Origin of the sequence: Bacillus cereus group sp. BfR-BA-01379, assembly GCF_022663605.1 — a bacterium.
Lineage (GTDB): Bacteria > Bacillota > Bacilli > Bacillales > Bacillaceae_G > Bacillus_A > Bacillus_A mobilis.
On the sequence record NZ_JAKUFT010000160.1, the window covers coordinates 1 to 1,655 of the forward strand.

Here is a 1,655-nt window from a genome sequence, read left to right on the forward strand (position 1 = left end):
AAAAAAAGATTCCCTTTTAACCAGGAAATCTTTTAACTATCTTTATTACTTCGTTTATCTAATAATGTATGACAATATAAAATTACATAGAAATACATCGGAATCATTACAACCTGATGTTTTAAGACTGAACCATAATCTGGTTCGAAAATTCCTTGAACCATAGAAAAACTAATCACAAAAGCTATGGACCATTCCACTGAATAATCCTTTGTTTCTTTAGAATTCTTATTATATCGCCTTATACACTTTATAAATACATAAAATGTATATATTGCTAAAATTAAAAAACACTTCTGCGTTAAGCCACCCTTTACCAGTAATGGTAGTGGGAATAAAATAGATACCCATGCAATGAACCAATTGACAAGATCACTAAAAACTGATGTGTTAATTAACAGATTATTAATCATTGTTTCTGATTCCAATATTTCATTGACGTTAAATCTAGAATCAGTCAAATACATACCGCCAAAATTTGCCACTACAAATATAGCTAGCATCCCGCTTATTACCATAAAGGTTTTTACTATGAAATTATATTTAATAAAATATATACGGACGAGGAAAATCATTATAGTCATACATATAATAATCAACCAATAATTCCTAAAGAACATTGCGTAAAATATTATGAGTAGTATAGATAAAAAGATCAAAAAACGACTCTTTTTTTGAAAAGCTACTATCTGTAACACTAAGATAGGTACAATAAATATTTCTTTAGTAAGTTGCCCTAAATAAATAGCAGCCGGTATATTCCATACTAATAATAGCAATGCATATTTTAAAGGAATATTCTTCTTCAATAACAATATTGTGAAAATCAAACAAATATAATATATACTGTAATTCACAATACCTTCTAAAACTCTAGAATCTAATTTGTTAATTAACATTAATTTATATAACCAAGCTGTATTCCAAAAACCTTCAAAAAACTTCAAACTAAAATCATTCGCTATATCAAAATATTCCCTAATTGTATTTGAATCAATAAAATATTTATCTGGTAATATATTCTCTGAAAAAATAACTACCAAAAATCCTAGAATTAAAAGTATATAAAAGTATATAATAACTTCCATTTTTTTTTTATTCATATGTGATAAGTTCAAAATTCACTCCTCTTTTTAAATTGATATCTAAGTATGTTTTAATATGCATCTTTCGAACCAAGTAATACTTTAAACGTCTTAAATATAATTTTAAAATCCAAGAATATATTTCTATTTTGAATATATGTTAGGTCCAGCTCTACCATTTCTTCAAACCCTAAACTACTCCTACCGCTTACTTGCCAAAATCCTGTACATCCAGGTGTCACCAATAATCTTTGCTTTTGATAGTCTGTATATTCATTTACTTCACGTAATAATGGTGGTCTCGGACCAACAAGACTCATATCACCCATTAGTACATTGATTAACTGTGGTAATTCATCTATACTCGTTCTACGTATAAATTTCCCGATTTTGGTAACACGTGGATCATCTTTCATTTTAAACATTGCACCAGATACTTCATTATATTTTAATAGATCTTTTAGTTTCTCTTCAGCATCTGTAGACATTGAGCGAAATTTATACATATAAAATTCTCTACCACTTTTACCAACCCTAGCTTGTTTAAAAAATACAGTTCCCTTCGGATCC

Annotated in this window: 2 protein-coding genes; both read right to left on the reverse strand. The window is 27.9% G+C overall.

Translation table 11 applies throughout. The features are described 5' to 3' along the window. Positions 1-32: 32 nt before the first annotated feature. On the reverse strand, positions 33-1,118 hold the full coding sequence (locus MR113_RS27095; protein WP_242257469.1) for a hypothetical protein: 1,086 nt from the start codon (positions 1,116-1,118) through the stop codon (positions 33-35). A gap of 38 nt (positions 1,119-1,156) precedes the next feature. After that, on the reverse strand, positions 1,157-1,655 hold a 499-nt coding region (locus MR113_RS27100; RefSeq protein ID WP_242257470.1), incomplete at its 5' end, for a sugar transferase.